The sequence below is a fragment of the Shewanella sp. WE21 genome (genome assembly GCF_002966515.1).
GTDB lineage: Bacteria > Pseudomonadota > Gammaproteobacteria > Enterobacterales > Shewanellaceae > Shewanella > Shewanella oncorhynchi.
This window is the reverse complement of the sequence record NZ_CP023019.1, coordinates 2637292-2658935: the sequence shown is the minus strand read 5'-3', so window position 1 is coordinate 2658935 and position 21644 is coordinate 2637292. Positions and strand designations below refer to the sequence as shown.

Here is a 21644-nt window from a genome sequence, read left to right as displayed (position 1 = left end):
AACATCACTCCTCAGGGATATGGAAACGAGACTAGTCTGCTTTAATGACAGCTTGTGTCAGTATTTCTTGGTCATTCTTAAACACCACTAGCTCGCCTAGAGGACTATCGCTGCCGCCTAAGACGGTGACATAACAATAATACTGATATGGGCCGCTGCGAAATTGGTATGAATGATTTCCCCCGCTGCCATCAAATACGAGTTTGCCTTTATTCAGCACTAAATCTGGCTTTTCGCTCAATGACTTACCCTTTGCCCATGCGGCATAGCGGTATTGGCTGTTCCCCATATCATCGACACGAATGGTAAACTTGGCGGTCTCCCAAGATAACGCTGGGCTGACAAATTCACTCACACTCGGATGTAATGCCGTTTGTTGCTTAGCAATAAGCTCTGCTTTCAGTTTTACCTCTACCGGTGTTTGATAGTTAATGGCGATGATCTTGCCATCAAAATCCAGCCACACAACACCGCTACCGAGCATAATGCCGCGCCAGCCCATCGTCTGCCAATCAGCTTCAATCTTAGAATGGGCGATCTGCTCAAGCAGCTTAAGATCAAAAACCTGATCGAAACGTGCGATCATTTCCTGCGTATTTTGAATCGCTGGGATAGGATATTCACGTTTAAGCGGGTAAGCCACACGCTTAGCAATCGCTTCAGGATCATTGGCCTTGGCGGCGTCGATAAGCCCCTGCACCAGAGGGATATATTCCTGTGGCATGGCTTCATCAGCGGCGTTTGCATTGATGCTTAAACCCATAACGCTGAATATTAACGCCGCAGAAAACACGATATTCATCAGTTTAACTTGGCTGAAAACAGCTAATTTGCTTCCCTTGAGTCGTGAGGCGAATGGCATCTTTATCCCTTACTCCAAATGTCTCTGCTGAGACTAAAGGCCAAGAATACCATAAGTGCCTCAGACTAAAACCTAAGGTGATTTACACTGCGCCTGACTAAGCGGTTAATAATAGGTTTGAGTAAATCGCCAAGGCTACCGACATAAAGATGACACCAATAACCGCATCGATAACCGGTGTTAGTCGCTGCAATTTAAGTTGCACCTGCGCCTTTGACAACATTACCGCTAAAAAGCCAAACCATGCCAATGACAAAGACAACAACAAAATAGCGGAAGCGATTTTAGTGCTCGTTGTAACACTTGGGGTAATCAAGGCCGAAAACAGGGTTAAGAAAAACACTAATGCTTTTGGATTCAATATATTGGTATAAAACCCAGTCAAAAAACCTTGCCTGCGCGACATAGCGCCACCTAAGCCACCAGCAACAGACGCCACGCCTTCAACGTCACCAGCGCTAATAACAGCATCATCATTTGTCCCTGCATGGACTCTGGCACTCATTTTACGTTTAGCGAGTATCGCAAGACCGGCACGCAGGGCACCAAACCCCATCCAAGCGAGGTAAGAAGCGCCCACAATTTGCACTAAGAGATACAGAGTGTGCGAACTCTTAATGAGTAGACTCACACCGGTCAGACTCAAAATCGTATGAGCTAAAATGGCGATTGAAATCCCCACAGCGGCGGCAACCGCAGTGCTTCTGGACTGCTGAGTCGCAATCTTCACCATAATGGCAAAATCGGGTCCGGGACTGATTAAAGCAACGGCATGGATTACAGCCAAGGTGAGTAATAAAGATAAATCCATAGATATGCGGCTCCGCAAAAAAGGTTAATAACGATAACTGAGGCAGCCAGTATGGCAATTTGTCGCAGCGCTGAATTGTAATAAATTGCACTATTCAGTGTTTTTTAAAAACCAGCGGCGTCGAAAGACGGGGGGAAATTAGAGCATACGCCGCTGAAATTGCACTGGCGATAATAGGAATGCCTGCTTAAAAGCTTTGTTTAAATGACTTTGATCGAAAAATCCGAACTGCTGCGCCACATCCGCCACTAAAGCGCCATGACTTAAGGATTTTTTCGCCAACTCTAAGCGCACCCGTTTAAGGTACGCATGGGGAGTCATCCCTGTTGCCTGTTTAAATTGCCGCAAAAACTGAAACTTACTTAAATTCACTTCATTGGCTAAGGTTTCAAGTTGAGTATTATGCCAAGGCTCATCGTGAATTCGCTGTTTCACTAAGCTCACCTGCAACTTAGATAACCCCTGCGGTTGATTCGGTTTAGATAGACAAGATGAAATACCGCTTGGGTAACGCTCCAGCAGCAGATGAATAAAATTCAGTAAGTGGGACTCACCCGCAAGCGCACTGCATTGGCCTTGAATTAATAGCTCGTGTAGTTGAATAAAATATTGATAAAGCGTCGGGTCATCCACCATAGGCGCGCTGAAAAAGTGCTCCTTCAAACCCAGTTCTTGGCTGACTTCATTCATGTATTCCACAGGGATCGACATCACTTTCACCCGATAACCGTCGGCATCGCGGCTCTGACCATCGTGGGTGTCGTCGGGATTTAAGGTCGATAAACTATGCTGACCAAGCTGATAACTGCTGCCCTTATTCACAAACTGCTGCGCACCTTGAGTGACTACGCCTAAGTGGTAATCCAGATGCACATGTTTATCAAAACTGAAATGCGTAAATTCCGCCTGACTCAGTTCTATGCCTGATAAGCTAGGATGACGCCAATAATTAATATTTTCAATGGGTGTTGCAGTACTCATAACTCGCGGCGATTACCTATAGCATCAGCTGTAAAACAGGGGGAAACTCAGATCGACTCGCCCTCATTCTAGCCTCCATTGTCAGCGCGGGAATAGTAAATTATTGCAGCCACATCGTTTGAAGCGATTTGTGCTTAAATTAGCGCTTAAATGAGTGCAGCAGAAAAAAAGCGCCCAACCATCTGGACGCTTAATTGAGATACATTTTTGCTCGGCGAAATACATAATAATCTTCGATATCGCCTTAACAGATGAATACCACTAAAAATGATAACTTACACTGACTCTCACCATTCGTGGCTCAACAGGATGATAATGCTGATCTTCAACCCCTTCGGCTGCTTCGCCGGGCAAACGAGAGGCATAAAAATAATCTATGTCGTGATCTTTACTATCAAACACATTGAGCAGCTCAAGCTTAGTATCGAAGCGGCGGAACTCGTATCCTAATGCGAGGTTAACTAATGTGGTCGCATCAGCCTTGTGGTCATTAAAGCTGTCGAGCACCCGCTCGCCAAGGTGCCGCACGCGTACACTCGAATACAGGCCATCGCCGTCGGGTCGATAGGTGATGCCCGCACTGGCAACAAAGGGAACTGCGCCATCGATATACTTGCCCTCTTCAAATTCATTTTCAGTAAATCTAGCGTTAGTCCACGCTAATTCCATATCGATACTGATTGCCTCATTCAACCAATAATAAGCCGTTAATTCAGCACCATAACGTTCAGATGCACGACTCGGCTCAGTGTTACCCGCATCGCCCACAAATACTAATTCTGAATCTAGTTGCAGATACCAGACCGCAGCAGAGAAATTAATAAAGTCCCTGTCATAGTATTTCACCCCAAATTCGCCGCCATTTGAGCGCACAAGTAGATCGACTTTTTCGACCTCATCGCCACTCACAGGGTCAACCTTGATCGTTGCACCGCGGGCATCGTTCGAATGCAGCCCTTGGCCTGCATTAACATATAACTCAAGATTATCGCTCCACAAATAAGAAGCGCCGGCTTTGAGGCTGAACATACCATCGGACGCATCGCCACTGTTAAGCGGATTATCACTGTCGACCTGCACATCAAAATAATCGTAACGCAGCCCAAGATTAAAACGCCATTGCTCAGCAGGCAGCCACTCAACTTTGCCAAAGATGCCACTCGATAACTCTTGCACTTCATCAAGCCTTACCGTATTCAGCCGTTGTCGCGCCTGAGTGTTATACAAACCCACTGCGCCAATATCGTCATAACGCACATCGCCGCCCACACTGTAATTCAGTTGAGTGCCACCAAGTGAAGTTTGCCAATCACGCTTAAGATCGCCGCCCCAAATCGTGCGTTCATCGACTTGTTCAAACTCATCACCATTGATGGGATCGTTTAAGAAATAGGTAAAATTAGAGAATAAATTCATAGTCGAGCGAATGGCGTAGACATTTCCCTGCCAATCACCCGCATCGTAATTAGCTGAAACGCTATAACGGTTAGATTCACCGCCGACGTCTTTATCTAAAGATCCATAAAAATCAATTAATCCAGAATCCACCGCACGGGCGGGGATCTGATCCGCCGAATTCCAGCTGTTGTCGTAGGCCATCATAGTGACGCTTAAGTCCCCCTCACCCAGCCGAGTTAAATAACGCCCGACGACACTGATCTTACTCACATCCTCATCAATATCCGTCCACGGGCCATCATAGGTTTGTGCCTCACCACCCCAAATAAAACGCCCCATGTCAGTGTTTAACTCCTGAGTCGCCACGAGTCGCTGGTAGCCATATTCACCCAACGTCACCCCAACTTGGTTATGGGGGAGTTGATCAGCCAGCAGTAATTGCGCAGCACCCGCGCCAGAAAAATCGGCCACCTCAGGATAATAAGCGCCTTTGGCATAACGGATCTCGCCTATAAGTTCAGGGATCAAAAAGTTAAGATCCGTATAACCCTGACCATGCCCATGGGTTCGCATATTCACAGGCATACCATCGACTCGAGTATTAAAGTCTGTGCCATGATCCAAATTAAAGCCGCGTAAGAAATACTGATTCGCTTTACCCGAACCACTGTGCTGAGTGACTATCATCCCAGGAACAAATTCGAGGATTTCACCGGTTCGTAATAGGGGGCGACTCTCGATTTCTGCCGCGCCGACTATTCCCTCAGATGCCGAGGTGCTATGGCCTAAGGTGTTAATTTGCCTGCCGCGCACCTCAAGGCGTTCGATATTGTCCGTTGCCGCCTCTGCCACTACGGCACTCGATAAACAACAAAGAGGTAATAACCACGTCATTGATAACCAAAGCTTTGATAACCGCATTCCTGATAATCCCAGTCCCGATTTCATCCTTTCTTTCCTACTACAGGTGATAGACGGCAGGGATTTAACGCCTTATTTACAAGCAAAAAACCGATCAAGCTCAAACTCTGATGAATAAAAAACCAGCAAAATACAGGCAAATATCATTTCTATGTGCCGTATCGCACATTTTTAAACCCAAAAGGACAAAATGTCCGCCAGCAGATCACATTTCAACCGTGTGTTAGTGCGAAATCATGGTAATAAAATAATCTTGCTTGAATAAAAATGAACCCATTTATCAGGCTAGCTATACTCTAAATAACTCAACACTTTGAGAGACACGCTATGCAACGATGGAGCAATATGCACATTTGGAGTGTGTGGGTAGGCCTTTTCTTTTGTGTCTCGGTTCATGCAACCAGTAAATCAACAGCAGAAACCACAGTAATGATTGCTGATAAACCTATCATTACGATGGCGTTTTATGAGGACCCCAAACATAACTTCTACTTTAAATGGGCTGAACTGATTTACGCCCAAGCCTTTGAACGCTTAGGATATGACTTCTCCTATCAAGTGGTTCCCGCAGCCCGCGCCAGTATGATGGCGGACTCAGGTAAAGTGGATGGTGAGCCGGGGCGTGTATCTCATTATGGCGAAAAGTTTACCAACCTCATTCGAATTGAAGAACCGGTTATCGATACCCATTTAATTGCCTTCGCGCACAATCCCGAAATCAAAATACCTGACTGGCAAGCGCTGCAAAAGAGTCGATACAAGATCGAATACTATCGAGGCGTGTTCCTCGCAGAACAAAAGCTAAAGGGACTCATTCCTAAGGAGCGTCTGACTGAATCTTCATCCCCCGCGAGCTCCTTTCGTAAAATGCTCCGCGACCGAATCGATATCTATATTGATACGGAGGCAAGCTCATTGGATCTATTACAAACGCCTGAGTTTCAAGGCAGCAAAATAATCGCGATTGCCACCCTAGAAGAACTCACCAGCTATGGTTACTTAAATAAACGTCACGCGGCACTCGCCGTTAATCTTGCTCGGGAGCTCAAACAGATGAAGCAAGAAGGCATATTTGACACCTACAAACAACAGGCTCAAGAATCGCTTAATAATGAAATGAATCATGGCGATACCCCAGAATAAATCAGCATCGAATGTAAATGTCGTGGCTTACTTTTCTCCACAGAAGATGGCACTAATATAAAAAGCCTGTTCAATCATGCTGATCAGGCCATGTATTCGATGAAAAAGTGAATAAAACTCACCTACAAAACCTAGGTTAAACCTTACTTATTTGCTTGCGAGTTTACGCCAACGCACCCCATCGCGAATCACTTCATAGCCAGGGAACATAGCGGCAATCACTAGAGTATAACTTAGCCAATGTTCTAACTGTAATAACGTAAATTCCCCATTTAATTCAGCTCCTTGGTTTTGTACTTGGCTTTGTAATAGTGGCGAACTAAAGGCCAGAAAGACTAAGAACGAGGCATAAGCAAGATTGATCCCCATATTCGCCAGTAACAATTCAGTAGTCCACACTCGGCGGCGTAGTTGCCAGAGACTATTCCCCATAGACAGCAAAATAATAGGGCTAAACCATTGCAGTAATTGCTGAGCATTGACGCTGAAAATCACAGTCCGCGCGGCTAATTGCTCGCTACTCATCCACACAGAACACCAGATCACAAGTAAGAGAAAAAGATATGTCGCCAGATCGGTAAACACATCGCTTAAACTAATATGCTGCCAACCGGGCCCAACCTTAGGCAAATTCTGCGGCTGCCATTTTTGGCAATTGCTGCCAGATAGGGGTTTCCCCTGAGCCGAGAAACTCCAAAAGGCTAACAGGATAGCGGTAAAGGCAAGACAGGCATCGCCAATAAAACCTTTAGCAATATGGTGGATAAATCCTAATAGATCCCCCCCTGCCGAGCCCAACCATTGAGTCGTGCCGCCCACAACCTGCAGCACAAACAAGACCCCAAGCACAGTGAAAAGTGTATGTTTAAAAAGCGGAATATCCTCAGAGGCAATAATAGGCACTGCCGGAACAAATTGCTGCGCGACCTTACAGGGATGACCCATTTGCTTTAATACCGCGGCAATTTGCGCTTCAGTCAATTCACCTTGTTCAGATAGGGCATCCAATTGGTCGCAGATATTGGCTTTTAATTCACGGCCAATTTCCTGACGTTTGTTCTCGGGCAATTCTCGCTGCACCGCGGCGATATAGCGATCGACTAATTCCATATCAAATCTCCTCTGCACTCTCGTCTGAGCTTTTCATATCTGAGCCATTAGTGTCAGCGCTTTGCTCCAGTAAAAAAGCCAAGGCGCCATTAAGTTGCTGCCATTCATCGGTCAGTTGACTGAGCAACTCAGCCCCCAATGACGACAATTGGTAATAACGACGCTCACGCCCTTCGGCCTGTCGCCACTCACTATCCAACAATCCTTGATCGGCTAGGCGGCGCACTAAGGGATACAGAGTCCCTTCGTCAATATCGATACCGCCTTCCTGCAACTGTTTGCGGAGCGAATAACCGTAGTGGGCTTGTTTTAATAATCCCAGTACCGCCAACACTAATACCCCACGGCGCAACTCGAGTCGCATTTTGACTAGCTGTGAACTTGTCATTGTCGAATTCCTGTCCTTAACACTGTGTCACACACACTGTGCGCCACACAGCAAATACTATGTAGCACACAGTAAGATTGCAAGTTTTCATGCACGTTTTTTGATCGATTTGTTTATTGTTAATGCAATCTATTGTTTGTATTGAATTTACCAAAATGCCAACCGTTTCTGCTAAGTGCTCACATTTCCCCACCGCCATACACTCAATGCGAATGAGTCACACATAAGCAAATTCAAGATAAAAAATTGCAAAACTTCCTTTGCTTGAGTAACTTAGCATCCAACATTGAATAGCCGATTCGTCAACCTAAGTACGGTTTGCTCCTTAAAAAAGATAAATCTGAACGACTCAAGTAAGTATTGATATTCAATAACTAAAAATATTAAGCGGTTAAATTAAGGACATAGAAAATGCTCATGGATAGAGGCGTGCTGGTACGCTGGAACGATGAAAAGGGATTTGGCTTTATTCAGCCTGAAAAAAACGCAGCCCAAGATGTGTTTATTCACATTTCGGTGCTGAAAAAGATGGCGAGAAAACCCATAGTGGGCGACAGCATTCTGTTTCAAACGGAAGTGCAAAATGACGGCAAAAGAAAGCGGTTATCGCCTCGATTGAAGGCGTCGCAGTCGTTGCAGCGAGTGCAACAACACGCTCCCACTCTCATATCCAATCACGCAATGAAAACTTCAATAACAAAAACAAAGCGCATTACCATAGCCCACGAAAATCGTCCTTTAATACGATAATCCCGCTGCTAATAATCGTGGCCATAGTTATCTTTGGCTTTAAACAATACCAAGAATTCAATGAAGCTCCTGCAATCGATGAAGTACCTGTCCTCACGAATGAAGACACTCAGCCAATGCCCATGTATGAAACTAAAGCGCGAACACAAGCAACGGCAACACCAAGTTTCCAATGTGAAGCGGGTAAAACCCATTGCAGCCACATGAGTTCCTGTGCTGAGGCGACTTTCTACATCCAAAATTGCCCCAATACTCAAATGGATGGTAACGGTGATGGCATTCCCTGCGAGCGTCAGTGGTGCAGTTAGCGATGCGACATATGTAAAGTCACGCGGGTAACCTTAAGCCTGAGCAGGTAGCAGGTAGCAGGTAGCAGGTAGCAAGTAGCAGGTAGTGAAATGATAAATAATCTAAAACAATGGCGAGATAGCCTGACAGGCTTACAGCAAATCGGAGTGATTGCTGCCAGTATCGGGCTTCTCATGCTTGGCTTATTCTACCTTGGTCAATTTATCAGTAGTAGCGTGGTAAAAATGGGCTGGCTTTAACCCTAGAAATACGCAAACTAGCCCATGAATTCATACTCATCACAACTTCCAAATGGCAACGCATGCACACCGATATCATCACGCACATTGATTCACCTGAGATGCTTGAGTCCATGTTAACCGAGCATGCTGCGGTGCTGTTGTTATTTGGCGCGCCAAACTGCGGTGTATGTCAAACGCTCAAACCGAGAATTGCTGAGATGTTGGCGCAAGCGTTCCCGCAGATGCGGATGGCCTATATTGATTGCCAAGCCCAAGGTGAGATAGCGGCGAGCCGCAATGTATTTGCCTTGCCTGTGGTGGAATGTGTGTTTTATGGCAAAACCTTTGGACGGTTTTCCAAGGTGTTTTCATTAGCGGATATTCGAGGGGCGCTTGCCCGCCCCTACGCTTTAACTGTGGAGGAATAATCCAAATTAGACAGTGAGATTATTTATTTACCAGCGGTCTAAACCCAGCGTAATGCACTGACTTATCGAGCTTAACCTGTACTGCTGGCGTGCTTATAAGACGTGTTGAGCTAGGTGCTGCTTTAGCTTTACCGCTGCAACCACAGCCGTCACCTGTAGAATGACAACATCCGCCCTTGGCTGCATGTTTGAGTGAAGCGCGGCCTTGGGATGCATCCGTCAATCTAAGATTAAGATCCGCCGTTTGTGCCAGCAAAGTCGCCACTGTTTGACTCGCACTACCTTTGCTCACACTAATCCCCGCATCGAGCAACTTTCCTAACATGCGCTCACCGATATTCTGCACAAGTACAATGTCGGTACCTTGTTGGATAATCAGCTCTAATAAGGCTTTTTTGGCACTACAGTCACCTTCAATGGCCGGGTTATCGACCAGTTTGATTCGTTGAAACTGTTCATTATAAAAGCCAATTTGTAGGGCTTTCGTAAAGTGACTGGCGAGGCGTTCGCGGCTCATCGGCATGGCAATAATCATGATAAATCCTTGTCTGTTTGGGTTGGCAGCCTCAAGGCTTGACCTTGAGTGATAGCCGTCGCCACCTTTTTACGGGCATTGGCGAGAAGGTATCCAAAGGTTTGCCGAGAGATCCCCATCAAGGCCGCGGCTTCGATCTGGCTTAATCTTTTAACGTCACCCAGTTCGAGGGCCTCAAACTCATCGGCCTCTAATTGAATATGAGTTAATTTAACCGCAGGGATCCCATTAGGCTTAAATAGGCTACAGGGCACACAGCTCGATAATTGACGGCATTTTTTGGGTCTTGGCATAAATGTTTTTATCTTTAAGTCGTCTTATTTGTATTGAAATCGTGTTTTAGGTCTTAGTGCACATCTTTGGTACAACAAGTGACACTCAGGCTCATCTCGCTAAGGGAGTCCATAGTTCTGGATTCTCAAGCGTGATAACTGACTTGATGAATAAGTTCAGTGGATGAACCATAAAACTGTCACGAGTTTCTGGCCTAGGCCAGAAACTATTATTCGCGCCAACGACATTCAAAACTGTAAGACGGCTCACAGTTACCTATATCAAGCATGACTAATTAACAGAACTGCTGTCTGGCGTGACTAACACACTCAATGGCTAGCGCCCTGTAAGGTCAATCTTAACCTGCATTAGGGTGCCGAGGGATAATGACAAACTCTGCAAACAAGTAAGCAGCCGTTAAGCTGCTGCGATAGGTGGCATTTACTGATTTAAACGGGTTAAATCCTCAGACTCACAGTAGTTCACCTGTACCGAATAGTCGTCATCTTGCTTGATAAAATCGACAAAGTTTTTAATCGCAGGTAAGGCATCTTCCCTATGGTGCGACACGTACAGCAATTGGCTCAGATGATGCTCGGCTATCATCTCCAGCGCCCGCATCACTAAGGTGCGATTGATAAAATCTAAGCCCTGATACGGCTCATCTAAAATCAGTAACAGTGGCTGTTTAATCAAGGCACGACCTATCAGCAATAACCGCTGCTGACCATAATCGAGCTTCTTAAAACTCGTGCTTGCCAGCCCTGTCATGTGCAGAATAGCTAACCATTCCTTCGCCAAATCTAGCTGAGGCTTAGTGGGTTTATGGTACAGGCCAATAGAGTCAAAAAAGCCCGAAAGCAGCACATCTAATGCCGAGCAACTGACGCGATATTGCAAGTGTAGCGCCGACGATACTATGCCAATCCGTTGTTTAATCTGCCAAATACTCTCGCCGCTTCCGCGAGGTCGGCCAAAGAGCGTGATGTCATTGCTATAACATTGGGGGTGGTCGCCTAAAATCAGCCCCAGCAAAGTGCTTTTACCGCAGCCATTTGGGCCACGAACTTGCCAATGTTGCCCTGCCTCGATGCGCCAATTCACGCCGCTGAAAATCAGCCCACTGACATATTCCACTTTGCCATTTTTAATCTCGACCAGAGGATCAAACGCCTCAGCGTTGTGCCTTTGCCGCTCCATTAAGGCCAAGAGTTCATCGCTACGTTGGGCGGATAACGCATTCAACTGCGCCATCACAGGATGATTGTGCCATTGCTCAATCGACATCGACGGGCTGAGTTTATGCACACTCTGCCCCGATTTGAGCATCTCACCATTAAACAGCGCTACATGGCTGATACACGGCGGCAATTCTTCTTGGCGTGAGGTAATGATCAGCAACTGGCTATGCTCGGCCACTTCACTCAGCAGCTCAGATAAACTCGCCTGATGTTCAGCATCGAGCCCTGCATAAGGGTCATCTAAAATCAGCAATTGCGGTAACATTGCCAGTGCACGTGCCAGCATGACTCTGCGCGTTTCGCCCGTGGATAATTGCCGAAAACCACGCAGGCGCAGCGGCTCAAGCCCAACCTTTTGTAATAATGCAGGGAGTTGCTTGGCATCTTGGCAGTATTCCAACACTAAGGATTCGACACTCGAACCGTAATCCAGTTCGTCTTTTTCTAACTCGCGCTCCAGCAATGCTTGTTGCAACCCAAGTGACACCCAACCGATACGTTGCGGCAAGCCAGCAATCGTCCCTTCATCGGGCAGAATATCACCCGTTAATATTCGCCCAAGCAAGGAACCACAATAGCTGTCGGTCGCGAAAATCGCCCAATGTTCAGCAGGGTTCAGTTGCCACTCATCGACGACTAACACCTCATTATCACGCCCGTATCGCAACTGTTTAACCACAATACTTTTGTCTTGGTTCGCGACAACATCAAGCATAACCACAGTTCCTTTCTATTTTTAAGGGATGATAAAAGCCAGCGATTACCCAATCGCATTGCTCCATGATATCTAAGGCAATAATATCTAGAGCCACAATATCCAATGCAACGGCTCACGATGCACGACAGTCGCTCAGGTTTTATCGGCAGATTTTGGGGAATACGTCACCAGAGTAAAGCTTATTGGGAATAAAATCTAATGCGCTTAATGGCATAGGTAAAGCGTGGCAACATCCAACGGGTACAGCATGTGTGAGGCAACCACTCTGGCAGAACTGTGATAAAATCGGCACCTGTTTAACTTTCATATCAACAAGGTAATGCAATGAATCCCATTATTGCCATCTTAAAAGAACACAACGTCAGTGACGCTAAAATTCAAGAACTGTTTCAAACATTAACCGAAAATCCATTAATGGCGATGGGTACGCTCGGTCAATTAGGCATCCCAGCCGAAAAACTACAACAACTGCTGGGACTAGTGATGCAGAAACCGGCCTTGATCAAAGAAGCCGTGCTTGAACTCGGTTTGGATTTCTCAAAAGTAGAAGCCGCAAAAGCCCAACTGCAAAAATAAGCGCAGACTGTTCAAGTTTGTAGCCATCATGCGCTAGGGGAATGCGCGTAACTCAGCTCCCCTAGCGAATGTTAAAACCACTAAACCTCAAAGTAATTAAATCTCACAGCAACTAAACCTCCAAGCCATTGACGCTCAAAATGATAGCACCTAGTGAACTAACTGCTTTGCGCCTGCCACTCCTCAATCGCTTCTTTCGCCGCTCGAAAAGCCTCAATCCCCGCAGGCATACCGCAGTAAACGGTGCAATGCAGTAAGACTTCTTGAATCTCTTCAACCGAGCAGCCATTGTTTAGCGCGCCCCGCACATGGCCCTTTAATTCAGTCGGCGCCTTTAATGCCGCCAGCGTTGCTATGGTAATCAAACTGCGCGTTTGCCTTGAGATGGCATCACGCACCCAAACCTCACCCCAGCAATTGGCCGTGACTAAATCTTGCAGAGGCTGGGTAAAATCTGTCGCACTATTGAGCGCCTTATCCACATAGCTATCGCCCATCACAGCACGACGCACCTCAAGCCCCTTTTTGTATTGCTCATCGTTCATCGATGCATCCTTTTTGTTATGTGATTAGCTATGTGATTAGGCTTATTGAACCGCCGCCAACCAATCTGCCCTATATCCTTACCACCTATAACTGATAACCAACGTTAGATTGAGCGCACCCAAGCAACGAACTCTTCGGCGAGTCTGGGAGGGTTACAGGCCTCTGTCTGATCTGCGATCTCGTTATAGTACTCGAGCTCGTGAACTATGATGGGTACCGAACGACCGAAAACGCGACTAACGGTTAAGTTGGAATGGAGTGTAGAAGCGACAACGCATACTGCGGCAACAAATTGCTCGGTTATCTCCTGACCGAGCTCAAGGCAGCGATCAAAATCGACATCTTCCTCCGCATCACTGTACCCGAGACCGAGATCGGCCACCCAGCGAGCTAAGATATCCGCAGTCTGAGAGTCAGAATCCCCAAAGACGAGGAGTTCGTTTTGAAGCCAGAAGGCATAGTTCCATTTTGCTTCGTCAGAGCTAGAAGCCTTTGGAATCGAGGCATGCCACTCATCGACTGTGTTATAGCCGACTGTCAGCGTAGGTAGACGGGGATCGTCATATTCGTTGTTGATATAGAAAGACAATACATAGATCTGCTCCGCCTCAGCGGTTGGTATACTCTCGAGCGCTTCGGTAATAGCACTCTGAAGCGCGGTAATCATTGGGATATTCATACTGGGTTTCCTGCTCGTTTAATGCCGCATATAGCGAATGAAAATAGTGCATTGTAATTGAGAAAAAGAGCTTAACCCACTATTTTTGTTCAGCTTAAATGTCTGCCAATATATTAGTATTCAACCAATTTTCCAGTTATCTGTATGCCTTTTTACAAGCATACACTCTGCAAATTTAACAATGGATGGCTCGTTAAATTCTTTTGCTGCTCGTTTGCAGCTTAACAGCGGAAGCTGATGATTAAGCACTGTCATTCCAGTGACACGCCATAAACTCATCCATGAGGGCTCGACGACGGCATCCATGCCGTCAACGGTCACTTACATGCCAATGCTTAATTCAACCAACTCTCCAGTTATCTGTATGCCTTTTTACAAGCATACACTCTGCAAATTTAACAATGGGTGGCTCGTTAAATTCGTTAAATTTTCCTATACATAGCTAAGAGTTTCGACTGTGAACAATTAACTTTATCTGGTGTGTTTCTTCAGCGCTATCCCTGCATCAACGAAGTTACCCCATCCCCAGTGACCTACAGGAATGAACTCTGGGTCTCGCAGTACTTGCTTACATAGCTCTCTTACAGCTTCAGGGCTTAGAGAGTCTAATCTAGAAGCGATGTCTTTGAATGAAGCGAAGTGAAAGCCTTTTCCGTTGAGTGGTAGTTGGCGAGACTTTCTATCATGAATAACTGTTCGAATAACTGTCTTGATCTGCTCTAAAGCTTCTTGCATATCCATCCATGAACCTCATACTGCTGAGAATTAAATCAGACTATATCTAAAAATCAGAAAGCAGCGCAATGCAAAGAACAGGCATAACTCTTTTGGGTTTAATAGCCGACGCCAAGGCTACAGAAGTTCACCCTCCCCTGCGAAGTTGCCGCAGGGCATTGGAATAAACTGCGTGAGTCCGGATATGGATGTCCGACTAGCTTTCGTAGGTACGGGGACGTTGCCTTCGGAAGCGATAGCTATTTATCCATAAGACCAAGGCTAGTCATCAATGCATGTAACTTCGCTAGGGGCGTCTTGGAGAATCCAAGGAGAATAGGACGAGCAGTCCTCCTTGGTCAGGTGTGGGGTGAAGCCCCACGACTTTGATTTTGCCTTTAAAAGCAATCAAGAATTATGAAATATGCCCAACTCTATAGATTAACAAATAAAGCGAAGGTGACAGGAGTGCCACCTTCACTGCGAAATTACCGCTGGGTGATAAGATGTAGCTAGAGCTACACTTCGACATCCCTGACCTCGGCGGCAAAACTAAGGTAACGATCACATCTCGCCAGCAACTGCGCTTTATAATGAGCCACAAATGATGTTTCACTCTCATCGAGGGCCGGGAGCATTGAAACCACCTCAGCTATTGCCTGCGGTATTCTTCGCGCTATTGTCGTTAAGTTACTGATTAATAGATTTCTTGGTAAACCTAAGCCATCAATAAATGCGGCCAATTGATACGCGTAAATGCTGTTTGGATCAAATTCGTCATCGATTGCCATCGCAAGCTGTTGTTCAAAATCCTCATACATAGCCACACTGACCAAATCGTACCAAGGAGTTGGCTCCATTCCGCTTGGCGTCATAAAAAACGAATAGTTTTTACCGTGTGCATCGGCATTACCGGTCAGTAAATTGAACAGCGCCCATTGCAACATGTCTTGCTTAGCAGCCACTGGATTACGGCATGTTGCAGCAAGACTAAAGAGCCTGTTAAAACTTACCCCTTCACGAATATCTTTAACATCACGCCCTGAACCAAAATTACGTTCATATTTTTTGCTAACACTAAAACCAAGTGCTTGGCAGCTATCGACAATATGCCTTCTTAATACCCTTTGCTCATTTGGCATATAACGTCGGTCAAAGCGTTCGACACAGAGTACTTTGTAATCTTTAAAATGAACAATATCGACATTAGCCACATTCATTCCAATCGCCTTAGCTAGGCGCATAGTCATAAATTCATTAAGCACTAAATGGCGATATTTTTCGAATTTAACAATATGGGTAGATGAAAGCGCGCCTTCGGCAAATGCAAATTCTTCACCGTTATAAAACAGGTTTAATTTAGGTTGTACACCCGCTACCGACAGTCGAGGTTTGCCGTCCCAAATTTCCATAGGCCACATTGTGGGATCTTCAATTCGCTGAATAACTTCTTCAGCCTTAATTGGCCGTAATTGTGTTTCAGGGAGCAAAGTCCCTTTAGGAACAAAAGCAACAGCACCTGCGGTATCGAGACCAATGGCGCGGATCAAGGCAAAGGTATTTCCCTTGGAGACGCCAAGCGATTCAATTAGATAATCTAATCCTTTGTTTTCTGGTAATAAGTTAACCAAAAACATCGATATCTGACTGCTACTTGCTGTGCCATCTAAGGGAATTGTTGGGGATAGTGGGAATCCGCTTTGTTGCCACTTTTCGGTGTAATGCACGGCAAAGGTGTCGGTCGTCGCATCAAAGGACAATTCCCCGATAATTAAATCACCGAGGTGCATCTCTAACGTGAGCTTTTTAGAAGTACTCATGGGTTAATACCAGCCGTTAGTTTCGGTGTCGCTGGTTTGAACCGAAACGATATCAATCCCCAGACCATCAAGGATTTTGAATACGGTTGAGATATAAACATCCTCACCTTTTTCAACTCGGATCAGCGTTTTTTTGGTTACGCCGCACAGCATGGCCGCCACGTCTTGGGTAAGAGCAGCACTTTTCCTTCGTTCTTTAATTAACAAGCCGAGGGATTGTTGATTTAGCGGTGATGCCATCATCATCTCCAAAAGTGTAACTTCATACACCTTAGCCCTAAAACCAGCCCCATTCAATATAAAAGTGTACAGAACTACACTTTTGGATTGTTGAAAATGACAAGCCATCAAAAAGTGTACAATGTTACACTTTCATGGTCATTTCAGTGCTTAAATCTCAAAAAGTGTAGCTAAGTACACCCAATACTTCCCCAAGTTGCCAGACCAAAAACAAAACCCCGACACTGTTTCCAGTATCGGGGCTTTCATTTTTTACAAGAACTTTGGTTTGAGGCTTTTAGGCTCCAGACCAGCAAAGTATCTTACGTTGGATAAATCGAGTTAGAACAAGGCGCTTTACCACGACGTTTAGCTTTCTTAAACGAGTGGTGAAGCAACGCAGTTATCACCGATTTAGACAAGTAAGATTACATCATGCCGCCCATCCCACCCATACCGCCCATATCTTGGCTAGCATTTTGTGGGATCTCAGCAACCATAGCTTCTGTAGTGATCATCAGACCTGCGATTGACGCAGCGAATTGCAATGCACAACGGGTCACTTTAGTTGGGTCAAGGATACCCATTTCTAACATATCACCGTAAGTGTCATTACCGGCGTTGTAACCGAAGTTACCGCTGCCGTTCTTCACTGTGTTAGCAACAACTGACGCTTCCTCACCCGCGTTAGTGGCGATTTGACGCAGTGGCGCTTCCATTGCACGTAGTGCGATAACCACACCGTGTTTTTGGTCTTCGTTTAATACTTCAACGTCAGCGATCTTAGAAGCTACGCGAACCAGAGCAACACCGCCGCCAGGAACCACGCCTTCTTCTACCGCAGCGCGAGTTGCATGCAGTGCATCTTCAACGCGGGCTTTTTTCTCTTTCATTTCAACTTCAGTCGCTGCGCCAACTTTAATCACTGCTACGCCGCCAGCTAGTTTAGCCATACGTTCTTGCAGTTTTTCTTTGTCGTAGTCTGACGTTGATTCTTCAACTTGTTGTTTGATTTGGCTTACACGAGCAGCAATTTGTGTTTGCTCGCCGTTACCATCGATGATGGTGGTGTTGTCTTTAGTGATCACAACACGCTTAGCTGTACCTAAATCTTCCAGGGTTGCTTTTTCAAGCTCTAGGCCGATTTCTTCAGCAATTACAGTACCGCCAGTCAGGATTGCTACGTCTTGCAGCATTGCCTTACGACGATCGCCAAAGCCAGGTGCTTTAACAGCAGCCACTTTCACGATACCGCGCATGTTGTTCACAACTAAAGTTGCTAATGCTTCGCCTTCAACGTCTTCAGCAACGATAAGCAATGGCTTACCGGTTTTTGCCAGACCTTCAAGGATAGGTAACAGTTCGCGAATGTTAGAGATTTTCTTATCTACTAACAGTACGAATGGGTGATCTAATTCAACGCTGCCCGTTTCTGGCTTGTTGATGAAGTATGGAGATAGGTAGCCACGGTCAAACTGCATACCTTCTACTACGTCCAATTCGTTTTCTAACGCTTGGCCTTCTTCAACTGTGATCACGCCTTCTTTACCGACTTTTTCCATCGCAGTTGCGATGATTTCGCCGATAGATTCGTCAGAGTTTGCAGAGATAGTCGCAACTTGCGCAATCGCTTTTGAATCTGCACAAGGTTGTGATAAGGCTTTTAATTCAGCCACTGCAGCGATAACGGCTTTGTCGATACCGCGCTTCAGATCCATTGGGTTCATACCGGCTGCAACGGCTTTTAAGCCTTCAACGACAATGGCTTGAGCCAGTACAGTTGCAGTAGTAGTACCATCACCGGCGGCGTCGTTGGCTTTAGAAGCAACTTCTTTCACCATTTGCGCGCCCATGTTTTCGAATTTGTCTTCTAACTCGATTTCTTTGGCAACAGAAACACCGTCTTTAGTGATCAGTGGTGAGCCAAAGCTCTTGTCTAATACCACGTTACGGCCTTTAGGGCCTAAGGTCACTTTAACTGCGTTTGCGAGAATGTTTACGCCAGCCAGCATTCTTACGCGAGCGTCATTACCAAATACAACTTCTTTAGCTGCCATCTTGATTATCCTTTAAATTTTTAATGATTAATTGGAATGTCGAATTGATGCTGAGGATTAACCCACTACTGCCATCAGGTCAGCTTCCGACAGGATCAAGACTTCTTGACCGTCGATTTTTTCTTTCTTAACGCCGTAACCTTCGTTGAAGATCACCACGTCACCCACTTTGACATCCAGTGGCTTAACTGTGCCATTTTCTAAAATACGGCCATTGCCCACAGCAAGGATTTCACCGCGAGTTGATTTTTCAGCGGCGCTACCGGTCAGTACTATGCCACCCGCTGATGTTGATTCAACTTCTAGACGCTTAACGATTACGCGGTCATGTAATGGACGAATATTCATCTATGAACTCTCCTAATGATTTGATGCCCTACAATCGAGCCTATTTGTGATTAAAAAAACAGACACCTTAGTCTGCTCTTTTGCTGTCTGAGATATGGGGCTGACAGTGTCGAGATCCAAGGGCATTTACAAAAAAAACTTCAATTTTTTGATGTCGGTTTTTTCAAGTCCGCACAATCCTGCTAGAATCTCGCCTCCGCTCGCTAACAAGGCACTATTTTTCCATGAAAGACAGACACGGGATGCTCACCGCGCCAATTGGTCGTGTACTGCTCAACATGAGCCTCCCCAACTTAATTGGCATTATGACCATTCTAGGTTTCAGCCTCGCTGACACTTTTTTTATCAGCCAATTGGGCACCGAAGCCTTAGCCGCCATCAGTTTTACCTTCCCGGTGACCTTAGTGATCTCTAGCATCGCCATTGGTATTGGCGCTGGAGTCTCGACCAATTTAGGTCGACTGTTCGGTTCGGGTAATGCCCACAAGGCCAAAGTGTTCTTGCATGATGCCTTATTGCTCACTTTTATCTTGATCGCCAGTTTAGCCGCACTGGGTAGCATTTTTATTACGCCACTGTTTCGCTTACTCGGGGCAAACGATGACAGCTTACCGCTGATCCACGACTATATGATTTACTGGTATGTCAGCGCACCGCTGCTGGTATTGTTGATGGTAGGCAATCAAGGCTTACGTTCCACTGGCGACACCCGCTCGCCGGCGATGATCATGGCGCTGGCGGCACTCATCAATCTTATCCTCGATCCGTTACTGATTTTTGGTATTGGGCCATTTCCACGTTTAGAAATCCAAGGCGCCGCAATTGCAACCCTGTTCGCTTGGTTGATTGCCTTATCTTTGTCGGGATATTTGTTGATTGTCAGGCGCAAAATGCTCGAATGGGCCGCCTTTGACATAGACAGAATGCGCGCGAACTGGAGCAAATTAGCCCATATAGCACAACCCGCCGCCTTGATGAATTTAATCAATCCACTAGCCAATGCCATTATTATGGCCATGTTGGCGCATATCGATCACAGCGCCGTGGCAGCCTTTGGTGCCGGTACTCGATTAGAGTCAGTGCTATTAATAGTAGTGATGGCACTGTCGTCGAGTTTAATGCCCTTTATTGCGCAAAACTTAGGGGCAGGACAGCCACACAGAGCGAAAGAAGCCCTGCTGTTATCGATAAAATTTATCTTTATTTTCCAAACCTTACTCTATATCCCACTGATCTTTTTAGCCGAGCCTATCGCGCATTTATTCAGTACCGATCCGCAGGTTATCGAATGGCTTAGTTTTTATATCTTAGTGCTGCCCTGCGCCTACGGACCTTTGGGTATAGTGATTATTGTCGCGACCTCGCTCAATGCCTACCACAGGCCTATGAGTTCATTAGTCATCAATCTGTGCCGCTTAGTACTGCTCATGCTGCCGCTAGCAGCCTTGGGATCGTATATAGGTGACGTTAAAGGCCTGCTGCTCGCGCTACCTGTGACCAATATTTTGATGGGAATTGCCTGTTATTGGCTGGCGCAGCGGATCTGTGAGCCCACAAAGATCACGACCGCAAACGCCATTAGCGAGGGGTAAACTAGCTTGATTTTTTAACGGGAAAGCGCAACACGTCGTCTGAAAACGCTCCCGTAGAGGCTTTGCAGGATCGACGTGGGCCTTGCTCACTCATATTAGTCGGCACGCCGTTTGGCACTAACTCTTGCATGATATAGTCGATAAAGCGCCGACTGGCTAAACTTACGTAACGTCTTGATGGATAAGCTAAGAAGCACTCGCCTTGGTGGGGTTGGATTTCAGGTAATAAGGTCACTAACTCACCAGTTTCCACATATTCGGCAACGACTTCAGAAGGTGCATACACGATACCGCGTCCTTGCAATCCAAACTCAACCGCCACTTCAATACTGTTGGAGCAGAAATTGCCTCTGACTCTCACCTCTTGTTCTGAACCGATAAATAACTCATTAAAAATTTTGCCGTTGGATAAACGGAACATAGACACATTATGTGCTTCAATCTCTTTCGGTGTTTTAGGTGTACCGTGTGCCGCTAAATATTGCGGACTGGCGTAAAAACGTAAGTCAGTGGTAAAAATTGGCCGCACCACTAAATCTAAGGTATCCAACGCAGGCTCGACCACAAAGGCCACATCGAGATTATGTTTCACCATATCAACGGATTCTGAACTGCTGATGACTTCTAAGGTGAGTTTAGGGTGCATATCCATAAAGCGGAAAATGGCTTGCATCAAGATTTTCATGCTGTGGATAGGGAACATTTGAATACGCAAATGCCCGCTAATCTCAGCATCGTCATTGGTCATTTCGAATAGGGTTTCGTCGAGCTGAGCCAAAATATTCTGCGAGCGCTGGTAAAAATGACTGCCCGCAGAAGTGAGCGTCATAGAGCGGCTCTGACGGTGGAACAATTTAATGTTCAGCTCATCTTCCAAGGCTTGCAAACGCCGACTCACAGTCGATTTTGGCAAGTTAAGTAAATCCGCCGCTTCAATCAAACTACCGGTTTCAGCAATTCGGTGGAATAACGCTAAGTCCTCTGTCTTCATTTTGACCTTAAGT

The 21644-nt window shown here is 46.0% G+C and carries 22 protein-coding genes and 1 pseudogene; 6 read left to right on the top strand and 17 right to left on the bottom strand.

Annotation, left to right across the window (positions count from 1 at the left end):
- Nucleotides 1-31: 31 nt before the first annotated feature.
- From CKQ84_RS11525 to CKQ84_RS11510, 4 genes are all read right to left on the bottom strand, one after another.
- Nucleotides 32-862, bottom strand: coding sequence for a hypothetical protein (locus CKQ84_RS11525; RefSeq protein WP_105251381.1), 831 nt, complete (start codon nt 860-862; stop codon nt 32-34).
- Between the two features lie 97 nt (nt 863-959).
- A complete protein-coding gene (locus CKQ84_RS11520) occupies nt 960-1673 on the bottom strand; it encodes a LysE family translocator (protein WP_105251380.1) in 714 nt (237 codons plus the stop codon).
- Between the two features lie 138 nt (nt 1674-1811).
- Nucleotides 1812-2654: an AraC family transcriptional regulator gene (locus CKQ84_RS11515; protein ID WP_105251379.1), complete on the bottom strand. Its 843-nt coding sequence runs from the start codon at nt 2652-2654 to the stop codon at nt 1812-1814.
- A 261-nt stretch (nt 2655-2915) separates the two neighbouring features.
- Nucleotides 2916-5000, bottom strand: coding sequence for a TonB-dependent receptor (locus CKQ84_RS11510; protein ID WP_105251378.1), 2085 nt, complete (start codon nt 4998-5000; stop codon nt 2916-2918).
- Between the two features lie 300 nt (nt 5001-5300).
- Here CKQ84_RS11510 and CKQ84_RS11505 point away from each other — a divergent pair, with 300 nt between their 5' ends.
- A complete protein-coding gene (locus CKQ84_RS11505; protein WP_105251377.1) occupies nt 5301-6116 on the top strand; it encodes an ABC transporter substrate-binding protein in 816 nt (271 codons plus the stop codon).
- Between the two features lie 147 nt (nt 6117-6263).
- Here the strand turns inward: CKQ84_RS11505 and CKQ84_RS11500 are convergent, their stop codons facing one another.
- Nucleotides 6264-7226, bottom strand: coding sequence for a hypothetical protein (locus CKQ84_RS11500; RefSeq protein WP_105251376.1), 963 nt, complete (start codon nt 7224-7226; stop codon nt 6264-6266).
- 1 nt (nt 7227) lies between these two features.
- Nucleotides 7228-7614, bottom strand: coding sequence for a PadR family transcriptional regulator (locus tag CKQ84_RS11495; protein ID WP_105251375.1), 387 nt, complete (start codon nt 7612-7614; stop codon nt 7228-7230).
- Between the two features lie 411 nt (nt 7615-8025).
- Between CKQ84_RS11495 and CKQ84_RS11490 the strand changes: the two are divergent.
- From CKQ84_RS11490 to CKQ84_RS11485, 3 genes and pseudogenes are all read left to right on the top strand, one after another.
- Nucleotides 8026-8672: pseudogene (locus CKQ84_RS11490) on the top strand (excalibur calcium-binding domain-containing protein).
- A gap of 90 nt (nt 8673-8762) precedes the next feature.
- Complete coding sequence (locus tag CKQ84_RS23875) at nt 8763-8912, top strand: hypothetical protein (protein ID WP_168825540.1); 150 nt, start codon at nt 8763-8765, stop codon at nt 8910-8912.
- 62 nt (nt 8913-8974) lie between these two features.
- Nucleotides 8975-9322, top strand: coding sequence for a co-chaperone YbbN (locus CKQ84_RS11485; RefSeq protein ID WP_105251374.1), 348 nt, complete (start codon nt 8975-8977; stop codon nt 9320-9322).
- A gap of 19 nt (nt 9323-9341) precedes the next feature.
- On the opposite strand, the gene CKQ84_RS11480 is transcribed toward CKQ84_RS11485, so the two are convergent.
- The 3 genes from CKQ84_RS11480 to CKQ84_RS11470 all read right to left on the bottom strand — a co-directional run bounded on the left by CKQ84_RS11480 (nt 9342) and on the right by CKQ84_RS11470 (nt 12086).
- Nucleotides 9342-9857: a NifB/NifX family molybdenum-iron cluster-binding protein gene (locus tag CKQ84_RS11480; protein ID WP_105251373.1), complete on the bottom strand. Its 516-nt coding sequence runs from the start codon at nt 9855-9857 to the stop codon at nt 9342-9344.
- Nucleotides 9854-10150 carry a DUF134 domain-containing protein gene (locus CKQ84_RS11475; RefSeq protein WP_012088215.1) on the bottom strand — a complete coding sequence of 99 codons (297 nt, stop codon included), beginning with the start codon at nt 10148-10150 and terminating at the stop codon, nt 9854-9856. Before CKQ84_RS11475 ends, CKQ84_RS11480 begins: the two co-directional genes overlap by 4 nt.
- A 421-nt stretch (nt 10151-10571) precedes the next feature.
- Nucleotides 10572-12086 (bottom strand): ATP-binding cassette domain-containing protein, encoded by a 1515-nt coding sequence (locus CKQ84_RS11470; RefSeq protein WP_105251372.1) that lies wholly within the window; start codon nt 12084-12086, stop codon nt 10572-10574.
- 327 nt (nt 12087-12413) lie between these two features.
- On the opposite strand from CKQ84_RS11470, the gene CKQ84_RS11465 reads away from it, so the two are divergent.
- A complete protein-coding gene (locus tag CKQ84_RS11465) occupies nt 12414-12665 on the top strand; it encodes a DUF2999 family protein (RefSeq protein WP_006083102.1) in 252 nt (83 codons plus the stop codon).
- Nucleotides 12666-12823: 158 nt separating this feature from the next.
- On the opposite strand, the gene CKQ84_RS11460 is transcribed toward CKQ84_RS11465, so the two are convergent.
- From CKQ84_RS11460 to CKQ84_RS11425, 7 genes are all read right to left on the bottom strand, one after another.
- Nucleotides 12824-13210: a carboxymuconolactone decarboxylase family protein gene (locus tag CKQ84_RS11460; protein WP_105251371.1), complete on the bottom strand. Its 387-nt coding sequence runs from the start codon at nt 13208-13210 to the stop codon at nt 12824-12826.
- A gap of 104 nt (nt 13211-13314) precedes the next feature.
- Nucleotides 13315-13878, bottom strand: a complete 564-nt coding sequence (locus CKQ84_RS11455) for a hypothetical protein (RefSeq protein ID WP_158683038.1) — start codon at nt 13876-13878, stop codon at nt 13315-13317.
- Between the two features lie 483 nt (nt 13879-14361).
- A complete protein-coding gene (locus tag CKQ84_RS11445) occupies nt 14362-14631 on the bottom strand; it encodes a hypothetical protein (protein WP_105251368.1) in 270 nt (89 codons plus the stop codon).
- A 491-nt stretch (nt 14632-15122) separates the two neighbouring features.
- On the bottom strand, nt 15123-16424 hold the full coding sequence (locus tag CKQ84_RS11440) for a HipA domain-containing protein (RefSeq protein ID WP_105251367.1): 1302 nt from the start codon (nt 16422-16424) through the stop codon (nt 15123-15125).
- Between the two features lie 3 nt (nt 16425-16427).
- Nucleotides 16428-16664 (bottom strand): type II toxin-antitoxin system antitoxin HipB, encoded by a 237-nt coding sequence (hipB, locus tag CKQ84_RS11435; RefSeq protein ID WP_105253052.1) that lies wholly within the window; start codon nt 16662-16664, stop codon nt 16428-16430.
- Nucleotides 16665-17071: 407 nt separating this feature from the next.
- Nucleotides 17072-18700, bottom strand: a complete 1629-nt coding sequence (gene groL / locus CKQ84_RS11430; RefSeq protein ID WP_105251366.1) for a chaperonin GroEL — start codon at nt 18698-18700, stop codon at nt 17072-17074.
- Nucleotides 18701-18757: 57 nt separating this feature from the next.
- The gene (locus CKQ84_RS11425; protein ID WP_006086113.1) at nt 18758-19048 is read right to left on the bottom strand and encodes a co-chaperone GroES; all 291 of its coding nucleotides are present in this window, start codon (nt 19046-19048) and stop codon (nt 18758-18760) included.
- A 224-nt stretch (nt 19049-19272) separates the two neighbouring features.
- Here CKQ84_RS11425 and CKQ84_RS11420 point away from each other — a divergent pair, with 224 nt between their 5' ends.
- Entirely contained in the window at nt 19273-20640 is a 1368-nt protein-coding gene (locus CKQ84_RS11420; protein ID WP_105251365.1) for an MATE family efflux transporter, read from the top strand.
- 1 nt (nt 20641) lies between these two features.
- Here the strand turns inward: CKQ84_RS11420 and CKQ84_RS11415 are convergent, their stop codons facing one another.
- Nucleotides 20642-21631 carry a LysR family transcriptional regulator gene (locus CKQ84_RS11415; protein ID WP_006086115.1) on the bottom strand — a complete coding sequence of 330 codons (990 nt, stop codon included), beginning with the start codon at nt 21629-21631 and terminating at the stop codon, nt 20642-20644.
- Nucleotides 21632-21644: the final 13 nt, after the last annotated feature.